The sequence below is a fragment of the Bythopirellula superficialaquae genome, from assembly GCF_059632245.1.
Map to the genome: position 1 here is coordinate 422,383 of NZ_CP197426.1, position 23,014 is coordinate 445,396.

General features: G+C 55.8%; 20 protein-coding genes. 11 read left to right on the forward strand and 9 right to left on the reverse strand.

The genetic code is table 11. The features are described 5' to 3' along the window. Positions 1-15 precede the first annotated feature (15 nt). Complete coding sequence (locus tag SH678x_RS01845) at positions 16-708, reverse strand: PEP-CTERM sorting domain-containing protein (RefSeq protein ID WP_496921182.1); 693 nt, start codon at positions 706-708, stop codon at positions 16-18. Between the two features lie 288 nt (positions 709-996). Next, complete coding sequence (locus tag SH678x_RS01850) at positions 997-1,602, reverse strand: hypothetical protein (protein WP_496921183.1); 606 nt, start codon at positions 1,600-1,602, stop codon at positions 997-999. A 232-nt stretch (positions 1,603-1,834) separates the two neighbouring features. On the opposite strand from SH678x_RS01850, the gene SH678x_RS01855 reads away from it, so the two are divergent. From SH678x_RS01855 to SH678x_RS01870, 4 genes are all read left to right on the forward strand, one after another. Then, entirely contained in the window at positions 1,835-2,002 is a 168-nt protein-coding gene (locus SH678x_RS01855) for a hypothetical protein (protein WP_496921184.1), read from the forward strand. Between the two features lie 17 nt (positions 2,003-2,019). After that, positions 2,020-3,444: a tRNA (N6-isopentenyl adenosine(37)-C2)-methylthiotransferase MiaB gene (miaB, locus tag SH678x_RS01860; protein ID WP_496921185.1), complete on the forward strand. Its 1,425-nt coding sequence runs from the start codon at positions 2,020-2,022 to the stop codon at positions 3,442-3,444. Between the two features lie 237 nt (positions 3,445-3,681). After that, on the forward strand, positions 3,682-6,867 hold the full coding sequence (locus SH678x_RS01865; RefSeq protein WP_496921186.1) for a [protein-PII] uridylyltransferase family protein: 3,186 nt from the start codon (positions 3,682-3,684) through the stop codon (positions 6,865-6,867). Positions 6,868-6,908: 41 nt separating this feature from the next. Next, positions 6,909-8,006: a hypothetical protein gene (locus tag SH678x_RS01870; RefSeq protein ID WP_496921187.1), complete on the forward strand. Its 1,098-nt coding sequence runs from the start codon at positions 6,909-6,911 to the stop codon at positions 8,004-8,006. Here the strand turns inward: SH678x_RS01870 and SH678x_RS01875 are convergent. Then, positions 8,003-8,707, reverse strand: coding sequence for a hypothetical protein (locus tag SH678x_RS01875; RefSeq protein WP_496921188.1), 705 nt, complete (start codon positions 8,705-8,707; stop codon positions 8,003-8,005). The genes SH678x_RS01870 and SH678x_RS01875 overlap by 4 nt on opposite strands. Before the next feature lie 191 nt (positions 8,708-8,898). Between SH678x_RS01875 and SH678x_RS01880 the strand changes: the two genes are divergently transcribed. From SH678x_RS01880 to SH678x_RS01890, 3 genes are all read left to right on the forward strand, one after another. Continuing rightward, complete coding sequence (locus SH678x_RS01880) at positions 8,899-9,777, forward strand: DMT family transporter (protein ID WP_496921189.1); 879 nt, start codon at positions 8,899-8,901, stop codon at positions 9,775-9,777. 131 nt (positions 9,778-9,908) lie between these two features. Beyond that, a complete protein-coding gene (locus SH678x_RS01885) occupies positions 9,909-11,261 on the forward strand; it encodes a hypothetical protein (RefSeq protein ID WP_496921190.1) in 1,353 nt (450 codons plus the stop codon). Between the two features lie 416 nt (positions 11,262-11,677). After that, entirely contained in the window at positions 11,678-13,162 is a 1,485-nt protein-coding gene (locus SH678x_RS01890) for a DEAD/DEAH box helicase (RefSeq protein WP_496921191.1), read from the forward strand. 41 nt (positions 13,163-13,203) lie between these two features. On the opposite strand, the gene SH678x_RS01895 is transcribed toward SH678x_RS01890, so the two are convergent. Continuing rightward, positions 13,204-14,187, reverse strand: coding sequence for a metallophosphoesterase family protein (locus SH678x_RS01895; protein ID WP_496921192.1), 984 nt, complete (start codon positions 14,185-14,187; stop codon positions 13,204-13,206). 121 nt (positions 14,188-14,308) lie between these two features. Then, positions 14,309-14,887, reverse strand: a complete 579-nt coding sequence (locus SH678x_RS01900; protein WP_496921193.1) for a TetR/AcrR family transcriptional regulator — start codon at positions 14,885-14,887, stop codon at positions 14,309-14,311. A 148-nt stretch (positions 14,888-15,035) separates the two neighbouring features. On the opposite strand from SH678x_RS01900, the gene mddA reads away from it, so the two are divergent. Continuing rightward, positions 15,036-15,812, forward strand: a complete 777-nt coding sequence (gene mddA / locus SH678x_RS01905; RefSeq protein ID WP_496921194.1) for a methanethiol S-methyltransferase — start codon at positions 15,036-15,038, stop codon at positions 15,810-15,812. Between the two features lie 17 nt (positions 15,813-15,829). Continuing rightward, the gene (locus SH678x_RS01910) at positions 15,830-16,192 is read left to right on the forward strand and encodes a cupin domain-containing protein (RefSeq protein WP_496921195.1); all 363 of its coding nucleotides are present in this window, start codon (positions 15,830-15,832) and stop codon (positions 16,190-16,192) included. Positions 16,193-16,214: 22 nt separating this feature from the next. On the opposite strand, the gene SH678x_RS01915 is transcribed toward SH678x_RS01910, so the two are convergent. Next, positions 16,215-17,615, reverse strand: a complete 1,401-nt coding sequence (locus SH678x_RS01915) for a Gfo/Idh/MocA family protein (protein WP_496921196.1) — start codon at positions 17,613-17,615, stop codon at positions 16,215-16,217. Between the two features lie 198 nt (positions 17,616-17,813). On the opposite strand from SH678x_RS01915, the gene SH678x_RS01920 reads away from it, so the two are divergent. Then, positions 17,814-19,334, forward strand: coding sequence for a pectate lyase (locus SH678x_RS01920; protein ID WP_496921197.1), 1,521 nt, complete (start codon positions 17,814-17,816; stop codon positions 19,332-19,334). Positions 19,335-19,401: 67 nt separating this feature from the next. Here the strand turns inward: SH678x_RS01920 and SH678x_RS01925 are convergent, their stop codons facing one another. Further along, positions 19,402-20,247, reverse strand: a complete 846-nt coding sequence (locus SH678x_RS01925) for a sugar phosphate isomerase/epimerase family protein (protein ID WP_496921198.1) — start codon at positions 20,245-20,247, stop codon at positions 19,402-19,404. 90 nt (positions 20,248-20,337) lie between these two features. On the opposite strand from SH678x_RS01925, the gene SH678x_RS01930 reads away from it, so the two are divergent. Continuing rightward, positions 20,338-21,255 (forward strand): DNA-methyltransferase, encoded by a 918-nt coding sequence (locus SH678x_RS01930; RefSeq protein ID WP_496921199.1) that lies wholly within the window; start codon positions 20,338-20,340, stop codon positions 21,253-21,255. Between the two features lie 20 nt (positions 21,256-21,275). On the opposite strand, the gene SH678x_RS01935 is transcribed toward SH678x_RS01930, so the two are convergent. Together SH678x_RS01935 and SH678x_RS01940 are read right to left on the reverse strand one after the other, a co-directional pair. Continuing rightward, positions 21,276-21,896 carry a transposase gene (locus SH678x_RS01935; protein ID WP_496921200.1) on the reverse strand — a complete coding sequence of 207 codons (621 nt, stop codon included), beginning with the start codon at positions 21,894-21,896 and terminating at the stop codon, positions 21,276-21,278. Between the two features lie 109 nt (positions 21,897-22,005). After that, positions 22,006-22,896 carry a TerC family protein gene (locus SH678x_RS01940; RefSeq protein WP_496921201.1) on the reverse strand — a complete coding sequence of 297 codons (891 nt, stop codon included), beginning with the start codon at positions 22,894-22,896 and terminating at the stop codon, positions 22,006-22,008. Between the last annotated feature and the right edge of the window lie 118 nt (positions 22,897-23,014).

The window sequence follows — 23,014 nt, forward strand, 5'->3', positions numbered from 1 at the left end:
AATTCACGATTGTGTTTAGTCACTGCGGCGCCAACAGATAAGGGCCAAAACTGCCAGCCCCGCACCCGTTAGCGTACTCGGCTCGGGTATGCAGAAAACCGCTGCAGAGCCGGTGAGGTGCGGACCGAACTCACCACGAAAAGTGCCGCTTGAGGTAACGATTCCGTAAACTAAATCGAAGTCGAAGATTTCGTCATATTCGTCAGTGACCTTTCGTGGCAATACCAGATAGGCCACTGAGGCCGTCGATGACTGACTGACGCCTGGAATCCCCCAAGCACCGCGTAGAGACGTGCCCACGCCATAGTTCCAGTCACTATTAGGATTAGGCAACGGACTGGGGAATACGTTATTATTCTCGATAGGCGCACGACCAATTAACGCGCCCGACACAGGTGTCAGGTGACTGTCACCGCGCCCATCAGCTGACGCTCCTATCGGCGACGGGTCAGGAATCCCGTCAAAGTCAATGTCATACCAGCGTTGATGAAACCGTCCCGTAATAGCGAGATCAATGGCTGAAATCAAACCACCGTCCGTAGTGTTGGCATCTATCTGACAAGCGCAGAAACCTTGGAGATTTTGCTCGGGGGCAAGGAGTGGCAATCGCATGGGGGTGACAGAGAACAAGATGTCCGCTCGGCTTGATGTTTCCACCAGCACCACGAGCAACAGGATTGTCATGATGATCAGTTTGATGTTACGCATGGCGACCCGCCTTATTAAAAAGTATCCACGAAAAAAGCCAACCTAGGCAATTCACAACGTCGCCGGTCAGGGCAAACGAAGAATCGCAAGGGTTGGCTATTCAATAGCGTTTCTCAGGGATAAGAATCGGTACTCTGGCCGTTAGCATATCAGCAGACAGGTGGCGTGTCAAAGCAATTACTTGTTTTCGCTCCGGGCTATTAGAATTAGTGTGGAATTTAGTCCGCAAGCCACCTGCCGCTATTCGTGGCAAACCAAATCGTTGCCAATTGCGGCGAATGAGCAACTTTATGCTCGCTGCAGCTTGCGTACCCACTCAGGCGTCGCTCGCACGTAAGCTTCGATGTGCTTCCGTCGAGTGAAGTAATAGAGAGCAGTGAATCCCTGGAAGATTACGCTAATTGCAATCACCGAGCCGTACACCGCGTAGACAAGCATTTCATAGAGGCCGGTCACTTGTTCGGGCGAGCCGAGGAGATCACTCAGTTCCGGATTCGACGTAAATTCTGAGAGAGCCGAATCAGACTCGTTGATCCCTGTGTACATCATCCAACCGCAGTAGATGACGATCATTGCCAGGAATCCAATCTGATTCCAACCTAAGAGCGCGGCGGCTTTCGGGTTGAATTTGTTGAGCAGGCTGCGTCCACGGAACTCATTCCATGCGACGAATGACAGCACGACGGTCACCAAAAGACCAGCGACGCTCAACAAGGCGAAGGGTGCCGACAGCGCCGCAATGATCGCGGTCGTCCAGCCATTGAACGAGGCCACCCGAGCCGCCTTGCGGATGAGCTTGCCACGATCGTCGGCGCGCGAAATTTCTTGGAAATGTTCTATGCTCAGCGGCCCCTCGGCAGTGAGCCCCAGTTTTTGAACGGCGATGGCAGACATATATAGTGGCTCGAAGGTTTGATACGAAGGCTTTGGACGCTGTGCATTGTCGCTTGAAACTCTACGTCGAAGTGCGGATAACGCAATTTTCTGGCGTATTTGTCATTTGTACTGCTGTCAGAACCACAATTTCCGCCTCGCCCCAGACCCCCACCGCCGTGTATCATAAGGGTTCGCGGCAATGGATTGGCCGCGCGTAGGCAATCGTCCGAATCGATTTGGGAGTTCTCTGATGGATCGCTGGGACATATTCATAGTGTGCGTGGCCGGCTACGTCGCCATCATGGCACTCGTGCGGCTGATGACCGGTCGGCGGAACCAATTGATCAGCCAAGTCCGCGAACAAATGGCCGACATGCAAAAGAAGAAAAAGAAATCCAAAAAGAAAGAAGCCGCGTGAGTTAGTCGGCCGCCTCAATGACCAAAAAACTCTACATCGAAACCGTGGGTTGCCAGATGAACGTGCTCGACAGCGAGCTCGTCGTGGCCAGTTTGCGCAAGCGTGGTTTCGAGCTGACCGACAACACGGGCGATGCCGACACAATTCTGTTCAACACCTGCAGCGTGCGGCAACATGCCGAGGACAAGATCTACAGTGCCTTGGGCCGCCTCAAGAATGCCAAGGTCAAGAATCCCAACAAGATCATCGGCGTATTGGGCTGCATGGCTCAGAAAGATCAACGGCTGATCTTCGAACGAGCTCCTTACGTTGACTTGATCGTGGGCCCCGGCCAGTTGCATCAGGTGCCTGACTTGATCGCCGACATCGAAGCGGGTGGCGGTCAGAAAATGGAAGTGAGTTTGGGCCGTAAGGACGGCACGCGGCAACAAATCGAGCGCAGCCACGAAAGTTTCGATCCGCTGCGCGACGCCACAATGCGTCCCACGCCTTATCAAGCATACGTACGGATCATGATCGGCTGCGACAAGTTCTGCACCTATTGCATCGTGCCCAGCGTCCGCGGCCCTGAGCAAAGTCGGCATCCCGCCGATATCCTTGCCGAAGCTCGGCAACTGGCCGGCGAAGGATGCAAAGAAATCATACTGCTCGGCCAGACGGTCAACAGCTATCGCTATCGCGAAAACGGCGGCATCACGCGGATGAGCGATCTGCTCTACTCGCTGCACGAAATCGATGGCATCGACCGCATCAAGTTCGTCACGAATTATCCCAAAGATATGACCGACGATTTGTTGATTGCCGTGCGCGACTTGCCCAAGTGCGCGAAGTACCTGCACGTTCCCGCGCAGAGTGGTTCGAACCGCATGCTCGAACGGATGAAACGCGGCTACACGATCGAAGATTATCGCGAGATGATGGATCGCATCCGCACGTTGATTCCCGACGCAGCCGTCACGAGCGACTTCATTGTCGGTTTCAGCGGCGAAACCGAAGATGATTTTCAACTGACTTGCAAGCTCGTTCACGAACAACGCTTTAAGAACAGCTTCATCTTCAAATACAGCGAGCGTCCCGGCACGAAGGGGGCGGAGCTCTTTCCCGACGACGTGCCTGAAGAAGTGAAAAAGCGCCGCAATAACGAACTGCTGGCCATGCAAAACATGATCAGCGAAGTCGACAATCATTCGTTCCTGGGTCGCAACGTTGAAGTGCTCGTGGAAGGCCCCAGCAAAGCCAGCGAAAAATCCGACGATCCCAACGCACAGCAATTGCAACTCACCGGCCGGACATTGTGCGACCGCATCGTCGTTTTCGACGGCAATCGCCGCCAGATTGGCCAAACGCTCCCGATCACGATTTACGATGCCAACGCCCACACGCTGTTTGGCGCGGTCGTCACGCAACACGTTGGCCCCGAGTTGTTTTCGTTGAAAGCTTAGTGGTTGCCGTTGATTTTCCCTTCATTCGGTGGGACAATGGAAGCAGAGTGGCGTACTTGGCGGCACGCGCTCCTCTCAAGTCGACCACTTGGTGCTAATAATCGAGCGCATCGACGATCCAGGCAAAGGGTCAGCAGACTGCGATAGTCCTATCGCGGTCCGCGGCAGCTTGCATGAACAACGGCCTCGCCGTTTGCTGCCGCAAATCGGAACATCCGTAGCGACGAGATTTGCCTGGTGTCTAAGCTCGCCATTGAGATCGATCAACTGCAGAGCGTGCTCAATTCGCGCGAAGAAGCTGAGCCGTGGCTCGCTTCGTTGGGAATTGCCAACTCGCGCTCGGCCTATACCGATCTCACCAAGCTCGCGAGCCTCGTGCCGCTCGATTTGCTTTCGATTCTATTGGATCAGTTTGCCGACGCCGCGCCGCAGTTGGCCGATCCCGACATGGCGCTCAACAATCTCGAGCGTTTTTTCCTGGCGTCCCGCAGCCCGCTGTCGATGGCCGCGCTGTTTGAGCGCGATCCGGTCGCGCTCCCTAATCTTCTTTTAATCCTCAACAGCAGCCAGCACCTCAGCGATCAGTTGTGTGCCGACCCCGAGAGCTTTGAGCTCTTGCGGCTCACCGAGGGACGGCCTGTTGCGCGTGAGTTGCTAATCGAAGAATTGCTCACCGATATACGCCGTTTGGAGAATGAAGAAGACGTGCTCGCGGCTTTGCGGCGTTTCAAACGTCGGGAAACTCTGCGGATCGCTTACGGTGATCTCGTACTGGGCGTGCCCGTGGCGCAGATTACGCGGCAGATTTCTTATGTGGCTGATGCGACGGTGGAAGCGGCGCTCGAGTTCGCGCAGCGGAAAGTTTGGAAGCGCAAAAATCCGAACAATGGCCGGCAATATGCCCCGCCACGCTTCGTGGTGTTGGCCTTGGGAAAACTCGGCGGGCTCGAACTCAACTATTCCAGCGACATCGATCTGGTCTTCCTGTATCAAGGCTTCAACGGCAATGGCTCACGTGAAGATAACAGCCACGAGTTCTGCACGGCCGTCGCGCAAGAATTGATCAGTCTGCTCACCGAAACCACCGATTTGGGCTTTGTCTATCGGGTCGATATGCGCCTGCGGCCCGAAGGTCGCCAAGGCCCACTGTGTGTCAGTGTTGAGCAAGCCCTTGGCTATTACGACATGCGTGGCCGCACCTGGGAACGCCAAGCCTATGTGAAGGCGCGTCCCATCGCCGGCGACATGGAACTTGGGTACGAATATCTGGCTCGCTTGGAGCCCTGGATTTATCGCCGCTATTTGAGCCTCACCGACATCACGGGTATCAAGTCACTTAAGCGGCGAATTGAAGATCACAGCACCAGCGGCGAATTGGCGTCCAGCGACGTAAAAACCGGCATGGGTGGGATTCGCGATATCGAGTTCGTGATTCAATTTCTGCAACTTTTGAACGGCGGGGCGCTCGAGCAAGTCCGCACGGGCAACACGCTCGAAGCAATCACCAAACTCAATCAAGCCGGCGCACTCACGCATCAGGAGAGTACGATTCTCGAAGAGAATTACGCCTATCTTCGCAAGCTCGAGCATCGTTTGCAGATTATGTACGATTTGCAAACGCACCAACTTCCCAAAGCGACGGCTGATTTAGCAAAAGTCGCCCGACGGATGGGCTACGCCGATCGCGCTGGCACAACGGCCCTTGATCTGTTTCGCAAGGATTACAAGCAGCGGACCGAACTGAATCGCAAGATTCTCGATCACTTGCTGCACGATGCCTTTGGCGACGATGCCGAGACCGAGCCCGAAGTCGATTTGGTGAATGACCCCGATCCCGCACCGGAAACGATTGATCGCGTCTTGGGCAAATATCCGTTCGCCGATCCTCGCACGGCCTATACGAATTTGATGTCGCTGGCCGAAGAGCGGATTCCCTTCCTCTCGACACGACGTTGCCGCATGTTTTTGGCGTCGATTGCTCCACGCTTGTTGGCCGCAATCGCGCAAACGCCCGACCCCGATGGCACGCTCGTCACGCTCAGTCGTGTAAGCGATTCATTAGGGGGCAAGGCCGCGCTCTGGGAACTCTTCAGCAGCAATCATGCCACGCTCAATTTGTACGTCACGCTTTGTGCCGCTTGTCCTTATCTGTCGGGAATTCTGACCAGCAATCCCGGCATGATCGACGAGTTGCTTGATAGCTTGTTGATTGCGCGGATGCCAGATCTCGCCGCACTCGAAGCTTCGCTCGCCGAACTGACGCGTGGTGCCGAAGATCGCGATCCAATTCTGCATAGCTTTAAAGCCTCGCAGCATCTGACCATCGGCGTGCGCGACATCCTGGGGAAGGATGACATCCAGGTCACGCATGCGGACCTCGCCGACGTGGCGGAAGTGTGCTTGCGACAGATCATGGATTTGGAAAATGCCAAGCTCATCGAGAAGCGTGGCGAACCGCGGATCGGCGAACCGTCGAGCGTGCCGCTCACCGACGGCGAATTGCCTTCGTATTGGCGCTTTCATCCGGGATCAGAACGTATCGGCGAGGCGTGTGAATTCATCGTGCTGGCCCTGGGTAAGCTCGGCGGTCGCGAGCCCAACTATCATAGCGATCTTGATTTGGTTTTCCTCTACGACGCCGAGGGGATGACTCACGCCCCGCGGCGCTCCGCGATTCAGAACACCAGCAACAATCATTTCTTCAGCGAGCTGAGCCAGCGGATTATCAAGCGGGCCACCCATTTTGGTCCCTATGGCCGCTTGTACGAGATCGATCCCCGCTTACGGCCAACGGGTCGCAGTGGCTCCTTGGCGATGTCGCTCGCCGGATTTGTTCGTTACTTCCACGAAGGGGGCGGTCAGCTTTGGGAGCGGCAATCGCTGTGCAAAGCGCGCGTGATCGTCGGCAGCGCAGCCGCCGCGGCGCGCGCGATGGAAGCCGTCACCGAAGCGATCTATTGCAAGCCGTGGCAACGAAGCGATGCCACGGAGATTCGCGCGATGCGCATGAAGCTCGAAGAAACGGCATCGCAGCGCAATCTCAAACGTGGCCCCGGCGGCACGATGGACACAGAGTTCCTCGTGCAGATGTTACAGCTCAAGCATGGCAAAGAAATGCCCGAAGTTCGCAAGCAGGGCACCATCGCTGGTCTATGCGCTTTGGAAAAAGCTGGCGTTTTGAGTGCCGACGACGCCCTCTTTTTGCGCAGCGCGTACGGCTTTCAGCGCAGCATCGAAGCGCGTATTCGCCTGATGGATGCCGCGGGACGTCATGAATTTCCCGAGGAATTGCGGGAACAAGCCAAACTTTCGTTCCTGATGGGGATGAGCGACCCCAGTGCACTCGATAAAAAAGTTTTTGACACCTTCCAAAAAGTGCGCGAAACTTTTAACAAGGTGTTCGATCACGCCGAGCGAAGCTAACACGATTTTAGCCGGACCGCCACGCGGTCCGGGATGCACTCATGCGTACCGTCTTACTTGCAGTGTTATTGTTTGCTTTCGTGCCCACCGCCCACGCGCAACTTCCCGTCGCCACCGGACGGCAATACACGCTCAGTAATGCCGCTTGGAAAGTCTTTATTCCTAATACGTACGTTCAACGTCCTAACAGCGTGGCCGACGTGTTGGTCCACTTCCACGGCGATCCGCAGACGTTTTACAACAACGCCGCCTACGCGAATCTCAACGCGATCTTAGTGACCGTGAACTACAGCGGTCTATCGGCCGCTTATACGACACCATTCAGTAACCAGAATCTTTTCCAAACCGTGCTCGATGAAGCGCTCGCCACCGTGCGCGTGCAACGTGGCATGGCCAGCAATCTCACTTGGGATCAGATCGGAGTTTCATCATTCAGCGCAGGCTACGGCGCCGTTCGTGAGATTCTTAAATCGTCCAATTATCGCAATCAAATCGATAGCCTGCTCGCCGCCGATTCGTTGTATGCCACCACTGCGGGAGATGGCACGTCGGTCGATTCGCAGCTGGCCGACTACAAAACTTTCGCTAACTTGGCCAAGAATGGCAGCAAGACGTTCCTCTTCAGTCATTCGCAGGTCCCCACTTACACTTACGAAAGCACTGGCGAAACGGGCGATGAATTGATGCAGTATCTCGGCATCGCGCCGACAGTCACGACAGCCAACGGGTTGGGAACGCTCAATTTCTATCGCACGGCACAGACTGGCAACTTTCGCTTATGGGGCGCACTTGGCACCGATGGCGATTCGCATCTTGAGCACCTGCGCTACATCGGTGAGTTTCTGAAACAGATGCCGTTGGCTTTGGTTCCCACGTCTCCTACGGATTTCGACCGTGATGGTCGCTTCGACGCAGATGATTTGCCGATTTGGCAGGCGAGCTACGGCGTGAACGCCAATGCGGATGCCGACGGTGATGGCGACACCGATGGCCGCGACTTTTTGTTGTGGCAACAGCGCGTGACTTATGCCGACATGACACCGTCAGTCGCCGCGATCCCCGAGCCATCAACAACGCTGCTGATTGGGATAGCCGTACTCCTAGCCGGATCGCAACGCGATCCGGGCAAACACCGCTAATTCAACGGGAACAACCAATCCTTATCCTTGTTCTCATCGATCAGCTTAATCATCGCACCTTCTTGCTTCTCGAGTGACCGCGCCGCCGAAGCCCTGACCCGATCATTGGCAATCGCGTGCGCAAACCAAGGGGCATGTGTTTTGATCGCTTGCGTAAGTTTCAGCGTCACAAGCGTGTGATCCCCCTCGCGCTCCAGCCGAGTCGACATCGTGTAACCCAACAAACGGGGCGACCCTTTGATCAATTGCGTTTCGGAGTTGATGTAATTCGGATCGATTTCCACGTTCTGCTGCAACGTGACGACTTCATGCCCCACGTAGTCGTCGAGCGTGCGAACCTGGAGCTCACCCTTCAAATCGAGTTTCCAGCCCGGGTCGGGGGAGAACACCGATTTGAGTAATGCCTCGCCAATGTTGCCCCCTTCGGCTTGCACGTTGGCCTCGTCCCATTTTTGCGAGACGAATTCGCTGGTGCCCCCCATGGTGATGATCTCTTTCGCGGCATTCGTGCGGACCATGATCTTGCGGACTTTGGTGAAATCCTGATCGATCACAAAGGTTCGCTCGACGGTCTGCTGCGAAACATAATTCGCGGTCAGCACCCAGCTTGCGGCAAACGCGGCGATCGATAGCACCAAGCCACCCACAATCCACGGCCATTTAAGTTTTGTGCGGGGTGTCTCAATATCAGTATCGGGCATGCTCTTTTCCTGGGAGTTATGAATTATCGTAGCTTACTCACCAGAAATCCGCGGGACCAGCCAAACTCATCGAATCACCGGATTTACGCCTGTTTCTGAAGGGTTTTACGCGTCACAATTTGCAGTTGCTCGCGACACTTACCCACACCCGTCGGCACACAATCACCTTGCGTTCGATAAGCATCTATCTGATGGCCTTCTTCACGGTGATCATCTTCTCCAGTGCCCCCGCCTGCGTAAAAGCCGTGAGTCTCAACACGATCACGCAAGGGATCGTTCGCTTAGGGCTGGCCAGCGCGGGGATGACGTTGCTGCTCTTGTTTCGTGGCAAGCTAACCCTCCAAGAATTCAAAAGCTGGAACCGCCGCACCTGGTGGGCGCTGTCACTTGTCGGATTTGCTTTCGGTCTGCACTGGTTGCTCTTCTTCGCCAGCATCAAACTTGCCAACGCGGCCATCGGCGCGATTGGTTTCTCGACTTACGGCTTGCACTTGCTGCTGTTGGGTTGGCTGTTTGGTTTTGGGCAAGTCTCGAAGCTCGATTTGTTCGGTTTGGCGCTCGCCTGTGTGGGCACGTATCTGCTGATTCCCGAGTTCAGCTTTCAGAACGACCACACTGTGGGCCTGATCATCGGCATCTTGAGCGGCCTCGCCGCCGCGGTCTTGCCATTGATTCACCAGCGTAACGCCGACATCGACGTTAACATTCGCACGTGGGGACAATTTACGTTGGCCCTCCCCATGTTTTTTCTGCTCTGGCCTTACACCGATTGGACGATCATTCCCAGCGAGATTCCATTGATTCTGTATCTGGGACTAGGAATCGCGCTCGTGGGCCACGGCATGTGGGTCCATGTAACAACCGAACTCTCGACGACGACCGTCAGTATTCTTTCTTATCTGTATTTGCCCATCTCGTTGATCTTCGGTTATTTGACGCTCGGTGACAGCGAAAAACTCTCCGGGCGAATGCTCGTCGGTACGATCCTGGTGCTGATTGCCAATGGACTTGTCCTCTGGAGCCAGACCCGCCTGCGCGCCCTGGAAGCAGAAGTCATCGAAACGGTGTAAGATTATTGTTGCGTAGGCCGGAACAAGCTCCGCGCAGTTCCGGCATCTTCCGTCATTCCCGCGCAGGCGGGAATCCAGGTGCGTTGCCGGAACTTCGTAGAACTCGTTCCGGCCTACAAAAGAGCAGCATCATGTTCAAAACCATTTCAGTCGTTCTTCTCTTTTCACTCTGCCAAAGCTCCCACGCCATTGAACCCTGCCGCATCGAAATCATCGACTCCGAAAACGGTTGGCCCGTGCCGTTGGTTGAACTACGCACCACCCATCAAATGCGATTCGTTTCGGACAACGCAGGGGTGATCGCCTTCGACGCGCCCGAACTCATGGGCCGCGAAACCTGGTTTTCTGTCGAAGGCCACGGCTATGATGTGCCCGCCGATGGCTTCAGTAAGCGGGGCGTGCGGCTCGTCCCCGAGCCAGGAAGAACTCTCACGGTGAAAGTGAATCGCCAACTTCCCGGTAAACGACTTGGCCGCCTCACCGGGGGAGGATTGTTTGCCGAGTCGCAGAAACTTGGTGAACACATCGACTGGCCCGAAACGGGCGTCCTCGGATGCGATAGCGTGCAAGTCGCCGTGCATAACGGCAAAATCTTTTGGGCCTGGGGCGACACGACCTTGCGGCAATATCCGCTGGGGCTGTTTCAATCCACGAGCGCCACGAGTGATCTCCAACCGCTCGAAAGTTTCGAGCCGCCATTGAAACTCCGCTACGAATATTTTCTGGACGAAGCCGGCCGTCCTCGCAACGTAGCCGTTATGCCGGGCAAGGGCCCAACGTGGCTCAGCGGTTACGTCGTGCTCCCCGACAAGGAGGGTAAACAACGCCTCGTCGCTCACTATGTGAAGATCAAAGGGAAGCTCGATTCCTACGAAAGCGGGCTGTGCGTTTGGAACGACGAAACCGAAAATTTTGAACGGCTCAAAAAACTGTGGACGAAGTCCGACGCCGAGCCGAAGCAACCCTTTGGCCCCGAAGGGCACCCCGCGCTCTGGAAAGATGGCGCAGGTAAAGAGTGGTTGCTCATCGGCGATCCGTTTCCACGTTTTAAGTGCCCGCCAACTTTCGAGGATTGGCAAAACCCCGACACGTGGCAAGAACTTGAACCACAAGCAACCGTGCCTACGGCTGATGGCAAAGAGCAAATCACGCCCCATCGTGGCTCGATCGCTTGGAATGAATATCGCAAGAAGTGGGTGGCCGTCTTCACGCAGATGGGCGGCAAGTCTTCGCACTTAGGAGAAATTTGGTTCGCCGAGGCCGACGAGCCGACAGGCCCTTGGAAAGATGCCGTCAAGGTTGTCACGCACAACAACTACACGTTCTACAATCCGCGGCTCCACCCCGGATTAACCCCCGCCGATTCGCCGATCTTGTTGTTCGAGGGGACCTACACCCAAACCTTCGCCGACCGCCCCCCGGCGACGCCACGCTACGATTACAACCAAATTCTGTATCGGCTGGATTTGAACGAACTCCCCTAACCGCCTGCGGCCTAGCGATTTGGCAATTGACTCTGCCCGCAAAGCTGCTACACTTACGCATACAAATTAGGTGCGAGACCGCCGCGAATGGACACATCGGCGGATCATTCCTTCTATGCTGCTAGCCCGCTTCGGTGGGTCCTGCCTCAGATTGCGAACGATTCTCTTGCTCCTCAGGTTCCACGACGGGTTCGTCGGGAGACCTTTGCTCTTGGAGCTTTGTGCACTTTGATGCACCGCGTCAGTAGCAGATTTGGTGAGCGGGTTTGTCCGTGAGTAGGTATTTAACCTACGTTACGCCCTGCTCAGGCATCACGTACGCACCTACTAACTTACTCACCCATGCAAGTGTCTCGCTGAGCCCACGTAAACGGTTCGCGCACGACAGAATATTTCCCACCAGAAAGTAATTCCCCATGAGTTTTGAATCCCTCGGTTTGTCCCAATCCTTGCTGCGTGCCATCAAGGAAAAGGGCTATGAAACGCCCACCCCTATCCAAGCCCAAACGATTCCCGCGGTTCTTGCGGGACGCGATCTCATGGGCTGCGCCCAAACTGGCACAGGCAAGACGGCCGCATTCGCGCTGCCGATGCTCGATCGTTTGTTCGCCAAAAAGAAAGAACCGTTCCAAGCCGGCAAGCGTCGCCATCATCCCAACTATCGCCCGGTGCGCGCGGTGGTGCTCGCCCCCACGCGCGAGTTGGCTGCTCAGATCCTCGACAGCTTCAACACCTACGGCAGCAATTCGGGTTTACGCTTCGCGGCGATCTACGGCGGCGTCAGCCAAAATCCCCAAGTCCGCGCCCTCGACCGGGGCGTTGATATCCTGATCGCCACACCGGGCCGACTCCTCGATTTGATGAATCAGGGTTTCGTCGACCTTGCCAACGTCGCGATTCTTGTCCTCGACGAAGCCGATCAAATGCTCGATATGGGCTTCCTGCCCGATATCAAGCGAATTGTTTCCGCCGTGCCGCAGCGCGAGCAAACGCTCATGTTCTCGGCCACGATGCCCGCCGAAATCAAGTTGCTGGCCGATAAGTGGCTGCGTGATCCCGAGTATATTCAAGTCACACCCGCGGCGACCACAGTCAAGGCCATCAAGCAGTCGGTCTACTTTGTGACTGCCAAGAACAAGCCACAACTGCTCGCGCATTATTTGCAAACCAATGCGATCGAGCGGACCTTGATTTTCTCCCGCACCAAACATGGCGCGGATAAGATCGTCAAACATCTGGTCAAGCACGGCCTTCGCGCCGCCGCGATTCATGGCAACAAAAGCCAGTCCGCGCGGATGAAAACCCTCGACGAGTTCAAATCAGAAAAGCCACCGATCCTCGTGGCGACCGACATCGCCGCCCGCGGTCTCGACGTGCGGGGCGTTTCGCACGTGATCAACTATGAACTGCCCGAAGTGCCAGAAACCTACGTCCACCGCATCGGCCGGACGGGCAGGGCGGGCGCCACTGGTTTCGCCACGTCGTTCTGCGATCGCGACGAACGGCCCCGTTTGTCACGCATCGAAAAGCTCACGAAGCTTCGTATCGTGGTCGAGGAAAATCATCCCGAGTACGCCGACCAAGGTCAGTCCGAACCTAGCCGCGACGAGCGGCCCCAATCCCGCGGACCCCGTGGCAATTCGCAGTCCCGCAGTCGTGGCAATTCGACTCCCCGAAATGGCGGCGCCCCCCGCAACAAGTCACGCCGCCCCGCGCGACCGAAGAAGCCCCAAGGCGATTCGCAATCCGATCGCAGCGAAACGCGTGATACCCAACGCGAGACGGCCGCTGGCCAAGGGGATGCTGTAGCCAGCAAGCCACGCAAACGTCGCCCCGCCCCAGCCGGCGCCACCGCAGGCCGCCCCGCGAAGAAAAAGTGGCGGCCAAAGGTGGGGAAGTAACTGTAGACTGTAATGCGGCAAGATCGTGGAAGTGATGGCTGTTAGGCTTTATCAGCCTTCCAGCCATACTCCACGTATTGATGGTCGAACGATCCATCGTCGTACAGATCGAGGATCGCATAGCCCTCGTCGCAATCTTTGTGGCGGCCTTTCCACCAGCCGCCGCAGACTGCTCCGTCGCAAAGATAGGTGACGCCGTTGTAATCAACGCGGTCGAGCGTGTGCAGATGTCCGCTCACGCAGAGCTTCACATTCGGATGCTTGGCGAACAGATCTTTAAGCTTCACGCAATCGGTGTGGATTAAGCCGCAGCCATAGTGAAAGCTGTTGTCTTTCTGATTGGCGAACAGAAATGCCGAGGCACTCAAGATCGGAATGTGTGACAGCACCAGCACGGGCGTGGTCTTGGGCGTATCGCGGAGTGTGTTGGCGAGCCAATCGTATTGTTCTTCGTCGACGTACGCCGAATAGCCATTCGGATCTTCCGGATGATGCTGCGTGCTGTCGAGCACGATGAACTTCCAGCCGCATTGGTCGAACGAATAGAAGCGGTTGTCCAGCTTCAGCATTTCCGTCGAGCGGAGCTTACCGTAGTTTGGCTCTTCGCCAGTGGTCTTGCTGCTCGATTTATCCCAACCCCAAATGTCGTGATTGCCAATCGCCGACCGCACGGGGATCGAGCAATCGTTCTTCAATGTGTTTTGCCAAATGTTCCATTGCAGTTTGGTCCGTGCGTCGTCGGCGCCATAACTGTCCATGATCGAATCGCCACCGGTGAGAATCAAATGCGGCTTGTCGGCATGCTGCTGCACATGATGCAAGCAATCGATCATCCCCTCGGTGGCACGGCGTTCGGGTTGAACGTGAAAGTCTGTCATATGCGCCACGCGCAGCGAACGCTTGCGGCAGGGATCGACTTTTTCAGCTTGAGCGGGTGCGGAGAAACTTCCCCACGCCGCGGCCCCTAAAGCCGACGCACCCAACAACGACAATGTTTCACGACGATTGAGCGACGTATTTTTCATACGGCGGGGTTCCTTAGCACAAACGAGTGGTTAAGCGACTCACTCTGTTCTAGCAAATTTTGATGAAGAATTGGCATCGAAATCGCGCACGAAAATCTACGGTTTACACACACCAAAACCTTCACTCGGCCGCGGCGGGGCACTGGCTGGCGATTACTTGTCGCGCGATGCTACGAGCGATGTCCACCGTGGCAGGGTTTCCGCTCACGTGCCGTGTGACATACGCCCCTTCCATGATCAGGCAGAGTTCCTGAGCCAATCGGCGCGGTTCACGGGCCCGCGCTTCTAGAGCAAGCATATAGACGATCTCTTCAATGGCTTGCTTGCTGGCTCGAGCCGCTTGATGGGCCGGCTCATGGGGCAAAGGAAACTCAATCGCCGCGTTAACGAAAATACAGCCCTGGAAGTCCTCGGACTTGACGACCATCTCGACCACGTCCATGACCGCTTGCAACTGACCCAGAGGAGTCGGCCCACCATGTTCACGAATTAAGTCGCGAAATGTGTCCTGAAACCATCGGTCATGGTCTTCCAGTGCGGCAAGCATCAAGTCTTCCTTGCAGTCGAAGTGCTTGTAGAACGCCGTTTTACTAATCCCCACGTCGCTCAAGATTTGGTCAATTCCCACGTTGCGAAAGCCGTCGCGATAAAATCGTTTGCCGGCGGCGTCGACCAAACGTTGACGGGTAGGAGTTTTCATCGTGTTTTTTACGGGTTTTTTAGCACAAGTTGACTCCAAGTCCACCTTTTGGTGGACCTCTGGTCAACTTTCGGGGCGTAACAAACGGACGATACTTGACGCTACATACTTTAGCGAAAAATCAATTCTTTGCCGTGAGGTCCCAATTATGAAACGATGGTTGTTTTTGATCTATGGAGTCGGGTGCCATTTGCTTTTTCTGGCAACGTATGCCTACATGGCATGCTTCGTAGGAAATGTGTTTCTACCTAAGACGATCGATACTCGCGCGCGAATCACACTGCCAACCGCCTTGGGGATCAACTTTATGTTGCTGTGTCTGTTCGCCGTGCAACATTCGGTCATGGCCCGGCCAGGTTTTAAGCAGATATGGACCCGCATCGTACCACAACCCGTCGAACGAAGCACCTATGTCCTTTTTTCCTGCGTCGTGACGATGTTGATGATGTTGCTGTGGCGGGGCATCGATATTGTCGTTTGGGATGCTCAGAATCCTGCGCTTCGTAAGATGCTCTGGGGCCTATTTGCCTGCGGCTGGCTGTTCGTGCCCGCGGTGAGCTTGCTGATCAATCATTTCGACCTTTTCGGAACGCGACAGGTATGGTTCTACTTTCGGGGGGAACAATACAAGCCGTTGGAATTTCGCGTACCTCTGTTTTACAAACATGTGCGACATCCTCTTTACGTCGGTTGGGCCCTGGCGTTTTGGGCCACGCCGACAATGACCGTGGGGCATATGTTCTTTGCTGGTATATTGACAATTTACATGCTGGGAGCGGCAGTGATTGAGGAACGCGATCTGATCGCCCACTTTGGCGAGCAATATCGCGAATATCGCAACCGCGTGCCGATGTTTTTGCCGCGATTTGGTAAACTGACGCCTGACGAACCGGTTTCCGAGATTCTAAAGGCCAACGCGCAATAGCCGACAAGGAGCGACTCATGCCGCAAATCATTCAAGCCCCCGTGATCGTGAATGCCGCTGGGAATAAGCCCAAGCGCATCGAAGAATACGCCGGCCGCGTGAGTTCAGGCCACACCAACGTGAGCGTCGCACGCATGGTGTCGCCCGGCGGTTGGGTCGAACCCGCGCAAACGCCTGAGTTCGAGGAAATCACTATGATCCTTCGCGGGCTGTTGCGGATTGAAGTCGGCGACGAGATTTTCGAACTCCACCCCGGTCAAGCCATCGTCACCAAACCGGGCGAAACGGTGCGCTACAGCACTCCCGATCCCGAAGGTGCGGAGTACATCGCCGTGTGTATCCCGGCGTTCTCACCGGAGACCGTTCACCGCATTGTTTAACCGATCGCATTCCGCTCGTTAATTAAACCTCCGGAATATCATAACCCTTGCGCTGCTCGCGCTTTTGCATCGCGTTGGCCACGTCGTCGCCGATGATGGTTTCCGTTGCGGCGTCCCATTCGATTGGGCGGTTCAAGCGCCCACTGATCGCCGCCAAGTGGCCCGTCGTCACGGCCTTGTGATGCGACCACACGTCCGACACCGGCTTCTCGCGCGTTCTGATGCAATGAACAAAGTCGGCCATGTGATCCCACGGATGCCCCACGCCGCGCACCTCGTCGAGCGCATCCTCAGGAAGCGGATTCTCTTTGAGCTCGTCGACGGGCTTCCCTTCGAGTCCACCCCGATTCACAAAGATGCGGCCCTTGGTTCCTTCAACGAGCAAACCATTGCGGGCGTCGCTCGAGACGGTCACTTGCACATCGTTGGGGAACTCCAACAGAAACTCATATTTCGTCGCGACGTTATAACGGTCGGTTTGCTTGGGATTGCCTTTTTCGTCGAACTCAACGGGATGCTCCACGTTGACCGGCGTCACCTTCTTCACGCCGCCATCTTTGCCGTTTTGTCCTAATAGCCACTGGCAAATGTCGATGTGATGGGCACCCCAGTCGGTGAGCTTGCCGCCGCTGAAATCGTACCACCAGCGAAATTCCTGATGGCCGTTGCTCGCATCCTCGCCACCATCGCCAAGTGATTTCGCCGCCGTCCACTTCTTGAGCTTCGGACCAAACCGGTAATCACGTGCCGAACATTGCCCCAACCACTTGTCCCAATCCAGCGTGCTGGGAGCAGCCTCAGTGGGGATCCCTTCGCTGTACGGCGCGCGATCGATGCCGATGGTCACCTTCTTGACGTCACCGATTCGTCCCGCGCGCACCAATGCGATCGCTTCCACGAATTGCTGCATCGAACGTTGTTGTGTGCCGACCTGCATGATGCGGTCCGATTTTTCGAGCGCGCGAATCATCTGCCGCCCTTCATCGATCGTGAGCGATAACGGCTTTTCGCAGTAAACGTCTTTCCCCGCTTGAATCGCTTCCACCGCGATCTTCACATGCCAGTGATCGGGCGTGGCAATGATCACGGCATCGACATCGGGCCGATCCAATACTTCGCGATAATCACCGTAGCCATGCGCAGGATTGCGACCACTTCGCACAAGCATGCTTTGATATTTCGCCCGATGATTGGTATCGATATCACACGCCGCGACGACATTACCAAACGGCGCCAGCGTTGTGCCAATATCGAACCCACGCGAACCCAAACCGATCACACCGAGGCTTAATCGGTCGCTGGGATGTTCGGTCCCCTGTGCGAACAACCGGCTGGGAACGAAATAAGGTGCGACCCCCGCCGCCGCGGTTGTCGAAAGCGTGCGACGCAGAAACTCCCGCCGCGAAGTGGATGAATAAGGCATGCCGCCCTCGGAATAGTGATGAGATTCTTCCAACAAACTTCAGTATACGGCCCACACTGCGTTTTTCTTCCCCTTGTTTCCAAAAAACCGCCCGTGATAGGCCGTTCAATTATTGACGCCTATCAGCAACAATTAAAGAGTTCCCACGCGGAACACCCTCCTATCAAATCTCTCCTTTCCATCGCATTCAGGCTCCCCATGAACGCAACCGTCTTGCTTCGCAGCATCATTCTCCATTCCTTGGTCCTCACAAGCGTCGCGGCAGCGGCCGAAGTTGCCGAGCCGACCCCAGGGCAAATTCCGCCGTTGCCGTTTCGCCCGCCGCAAGGCATCCCCGCGTTCCCCGGTGCTTGGGGCGGAGGCATCTTCGCCACGGGTGGGCGCGGCGGCAAAGTGATTGCCGTCACGAATCTCAACGACAGTGGCCCTGGCAGCTTGCGGGCAGCCATCGATGCCGAAGGCCCACGCATCGTCGTGTTCAAAGTGGCCGGAGTGATTCCACTCGAAAGCAATCTCGACATCAATCACCCCGACATCACGATTGCCGGCCAATCGGCGCCGGGCGATGGTATTTGCCTTGCCAATGCATCGCTCAACATCAACACTCGCAACGTAATCATCCGTCACTTGCGCGTTCGCCGCGGTCTCACCGAAGGGGGCCAAGGCTCCGACAACATTGGCGGCAATCCCATCGAGCAGATCGTTGTCGATCACTGCTCGGCGAGTTGGGGCATGGACGAAAATCTTTCGCTCTATCGCTACATGCGACCCGAGGAAGATGGCAGCCAGACCAAGCTCCCCGTGAAGAATCTCACAGTACAGTATTGCATCACCAGCGAAGCGCTCGACGCCAAGCATCATGCGTTCGGTGGCACCTGGGGGGGCGAGGACAGCACGTTCCATCACAACTTGTTTGCTTGCAACACGGGCCGCAATCCGTCGATCGGCATGAGCGGCGAATTCGATTTCCGCAACAATGTTGTGTTCAACTGGGCCCACCGCACGATGGATGGCGGCGACGAAACTTCGTTGATCAACGTCATCAATAATTATTACAAGCCAGGCCCCGCCACGAATGAAGAGATGCGCGACACAATCGCCCGCATCGAAGAACGCGATATGTATTCACCTGGCCGCCGCTTCGAACCAGGTGGTTGGTATCCGAAGGAAGCGAAGCGCCCCGGCAAATGGTATGTCGCGGGCAACTATTTTGATGGCTCGCCGGACGTGACCGCCGACAATTGGAACGGGATGAAGTCACAAGATCGCGGCGAGGGTAATGAACTCGCCCGTGTGAACACGCCGTTTGAAGCCTGGCCCGTGAAACAGCAAACCTCGCACGAAGCTTTTGATACTGTATTGAAACTCGCCGGGGCCACGCTCCCCAAGCGTGATGCCGTCGATGCCCGGGTGACCGAAATGGTTCGCACTGGCAAAACGATGACCAAGAACGGCATCGTGGCTGACCCGAAAGAGGTGGGGGGCTACCCCGAGTACAAATTCGATCCCGCCGAAGTCCCTACTGATGCCGATGAAGACGGCATGTCCGACGAATGGGAGAAGGAGCACGGTCTCGACGCCGCCCAAGCCTCCGACGGCTCGGCCGACACCGACGGCGATGGTTACACCAACGTCGAAGAATTCTTGAACGGCACCAACCCACAAGAAAAAATCGACTACACCAACCTCGGCAACAACATCGACACGATCAGCGGCTAAAAACTTAGCACCGGGTGATTTGATGGTTCTGCCATCAATACACCCGGGGCTGACTCGCTCTATTCATTTATCCACCGCGCTCCACCGCCATCTCAATCTCTTTCATATACTCAATACTCACCCGCGCAATTTCCAGCGGACTCGGTTCATACTTAAACACCTCCACGCTAATCCACCCGTCGTATTTGATGTCGTGCAGCGTTTGCATGATCTCCCCGTAAGCAACGTCCCCCATGCCGGGACCTAGCAGGTTCGGATCGTTGGCATGAAAATGAACGAGCCACTCCCGACTGCTCTCAATGATGACGGGAATCGAATGCTTTTCACTCGACATCGCCTTCACGTCGAGATGCAACTGGCAGTGCGTTGAATCGACGAGCTTCGCCAGCTGAATTCCTGCTTCGGCGGTCAACATAAAATCACCTTCGGCGGGCCCCAACGGTTCCAAGGCAATCGTCACATTGTTGTCCGCACAGGTAGGCATCACGGCTTGCAGAATTTCCGCCGCGTATTGTTCGGCGTCGTTGTAACCCACACCCGGCAAGAGATTGCGCTGCTGTGGCGAGCCGAGCACCATCACCTTGCCACCCAGGTCACCGCACAACTGCACCAGGGCTTTGAGATAATCGGTTGTGGCACTGCGCACCGCGGCATCGGGGCTCGTCAAATAAAAACCGCTCGTCTTCGCCAGCAGCCAGTGCAGGCCGACAACTTCCAATCCCGCGTTAGCCGCGATCTTGGCCACGTGTTGCCGCATGAATTTCGGAACCGCGCGGGCATCGAAATGCTCGTCTTGCTTCCACAGCGTAAACGGCGCGATTTCCACGCCCGTGTAACCAAGCTCCGCCGCTTGAGCCCACGCTTGTTCAAACGGCTCGTCGCCAAACATCTCGTTGCAGAAGGCGTATTTCATGGTTTCCTGCGTGCCTCTCGTTGAAGATTGAGCAATGCGTTATCATTCGTAAACAGATTCTGCCTCATTCCTTCGCAACTCACAATTCTTATGTCGCTCGCTTCAGGGAAGATTCATCAAGGGGACTGCCTCGCATTGATGCGGAAGATCGACGCCGGGTCGGTCGATTTGGTCTTCGCCGATCCACCATTTAACATCGGATACGAATACGACCAATACGACGACCGCCAAGAAGATCAGAAATATCTCGATTGGTGCACGAGTTGGATTCGCGAAGTTCATCGCATCCTGAGTCCCTCGGGCACGTTCTGGCTGGCCATCGGCGATGAATATGCCGCCGAACTCAAGGTCGCCGCCCAACGTGAGATTGGCTTCACGACCCGCAGTTGGGTGATTTGGTATTACACGTTTGGCGTGAATTGCAAAAACAAGTTCAGTCGGTCGCACGCTCATTTGTTTCATTTTGTGAAGGACGAAAAGAACTTCACCTTCAACGCCGAGGACCCGGAGATTCGTGTTCCCTCGGCACGGGCGCTCGTTTATGGTGATAAGCGAGCGAACCCCAAGGGGCGACTCCCCGACGATACGTGGATCCTCAGGCCACAGGATTTCCAAAGCGACCGCTATGGCTTCACGCCCGACCAGGACACATGGTTCTTTTCGCGCGTGGCGGGCACATTCAAGGAACGCCAAGGCTTTCATGGCTGCCAGATGCCAGAGCAACTGTTAGCACGCATCATTCGCGCGAGCAGCAACGCGGGCGAACTTGTGTTCGATCCCTTCTCAGGAAGCGGCACGACACTGGCCGTCGCCAAGAAGTTGGGGCGAGAGTTCTTAGGCACCGAGCTTTCGACCGAGTATGCGAAGGCCGCAACCGACCGGCTTAAGAAAATCAAAAGCGGTGACGCACTCGACGGCCCCGCCGACCCCGTGGCCAGCGCCCCCAGCACCGCCAACGGCACAACGCTCGAATCGCGGAAGAAAAAATTGGCGCGGGGGCGGAAGTAACGGCATCGGAACGACACCGGCTAACCGTTAGCCGGCATCGTTCCGATGCCGTTTGTGAACGGTGTCACGAACGACCAGCGCTGCAATTGCTTGCCTTCTTTCAGGGGATTGTTTTCGACGTACTGAATCGCACGCCAAACAGCTTCCGGCGAATCGAGAAAAACCTTCCAACAGCCTACTGCCCAACAAGCTGGCAATTCACCCGTGCGCTCGAAATCAAGCTGAAACGGATGCAATCCGGCAACTTTCAGGGCCAACGAAGCTTCGCGCTTCAAATGCCCAATGACATTCCGAGGCGGGATCGTTCTGCCCTTCACCACGACGTGCACATGTTCAGGAAGAATTGCACAGGCGAGCACTTCGTGCCCACTGCGACTTATAGCTCGTGAGAAACCTTTCGCAATTTGACGAGCCTGTACTCCTGAGAACAACACAGGCTCTCGCAGGAGCAATTGCTTCGTTGCAAGACGCTGCTTTTGATCATGCCTGATGTGGGCGACACTGCGCCTCGTGTCAACTTTCGTCGCTGGGCCACCTGTACGGAAGAGTTCCCAAGCGGCCACGTAATCAGACCACGACCCGCGAGGATCGTTAGGCAGCCAAAAGCCGTACGCTGTAAAAATGCCATGAAAAGCAATCATGGCGATTAGTGTACATTAGACCACTATTTAACGCAAGCACTCACGGCACCGGGACGGTGCCGGCTAACAGTTTGACGTACCGTTAGCCCGCCTCGTTCCGAGGCGGTGTCTACGTGGCGGTTTTCTCTTCCTTCTTTGGCAAGAACCCCGTGCAGAACGTCACCGCCATCGTCACCCAGAAGATCCAAAACGCCGGCGAATGGTAGTCGTGGAAATCGACCGGATGATGATCCTTTGTGTTGAAGCCCCAATCGACCAACAGCTTCGCACCAATCAACAGCACGAGCCAATAGGCCGTGGACTCGAAGCGTGGAAACTTTTCGAGAAGTCGTATAAAGATCACCGCCGCAAAGCGCATCAGCACCACGCCCAAGATGCCGCCGGTGATGATGACCCACAGTTTAGGATGCAGGGCCGTTTCGGAATGGCCCTTTGGTACAGGACCGACTAAAGCGATTGCCGCGAGTATCGAATCGACCGCAAACGCGATGTCGGTCAGTTCGATCACAAACACCGTGGGCCAGAATTTTGCTGTGCCATCAGCCCCTTTGCCATCTATAATATCGGTGGCGTGGGGGACCGGCACGCGCTGTTCGATTTCCGATTCTTCTTCCTCGGCCGTCAGTGGCAGACCTGTGCTTTGATGAATTAAGGCGGGTTCTCCCTCAGTATCGATGGCCGCCTGTTCGTCTTTATTATCCCTCTCAAAGTAAAGGTGCTTGATGGCGATATAAGCGAGATAGCCACCCCCCAAAAGTTTCACGACGGTCCATTCCAGCAGAAACGTCGCGACGGCGATGGCCAAGAAACGAAAGACGAATGCTCCGACCAAGCCATAAGTCAAAGCGCGCTGGCGCTGATGCTTCGGCAACCGCTTCGCCAGCAAACCCAATACGAGGGCATTGTCGATCGACAAAACCCCTTCCAGCAAAATGAGAATTCCGACGATTCCCAGATCGCCCCAAACAAATTCTTGACCGAACGGCAACGCAGAGAGCATGACAACCCTAGCTAGAGATTCTCGTTGATAACTAGTAATAAGCCGTGGATTATGACAGCCAGTACCAGTGGGGAAAAGGCTACCCCAAACCGTATTTAATTCCTCGAGTTAACGCACA